Annotated in this window: 1 pseudogene; it reads left to right on the forward strand. The window is 42.4% G+C overall.

What is annotated here, in order from left to right:
* A pseudogene (locus PJ15_RS18170) lies at positions 1–618 on the forward strand (cell surface protein); the annotation flags it as partial.

A 618-nucleotide genomic window follows, 5' to 3' on the forward strand; every position in this document is an offset into this window, starting at 1 on the left:
AACAGCAGAAGACAAGACCAGCGGTGAGAACGTGATCACACGTACCACAGAAGATGGTATCAAGATTGAATTGTTGAAAGATGCGAAGTTCGACAGCATTACCACTGGCGACAGCGTATTGAACAACAATGGCTTAACCATTAAAGATGGCCCAAGCATCACTAAAGATGGCATCAATGCAGGTAATAAAACAATTACCAACGTTGCTGATGGCGTAAATGGTAAAGATGCAGTCAATGTTGACCAGTTAACCAATGTTAAAGATGGTTTAGACGGCAAGATCACCGATACCAACAACAAGTTAGATGATGCGAAGAAAGACTTGGGTAACCAGATCACCAATACTAAAGATCAGTTAACTAATCAGATTACTGATACCAAGACTGAGTTAAACAACACGATCACGAACACCAAGACCGAGTTGGAAAACAAAGGATTGAACTTTGCTGGTAATGCAGGTGCAGATGTTCATCGTAAGTTGGGTGACAAGTTAAACATCGTGGGTGGAGCTGATGCTGCAACAGCAGAAGACAAGACCAGCGGTGAGAACGTGATCACACGTACCACAGAAGATGGTATCAAGATTGAATTGTTGAAAGATGCGAAGTTCGACAGCAT

Source organism: Acinetobacter sp. neg1 (genome assembly GCF_000788125.1).
GTDB lineage: Bacteria > Pseudomonadota > Gammaproteobacteria > Pseudomonadales > Moraxellaceae > Acinetobacter > Acinetobacter vivianii.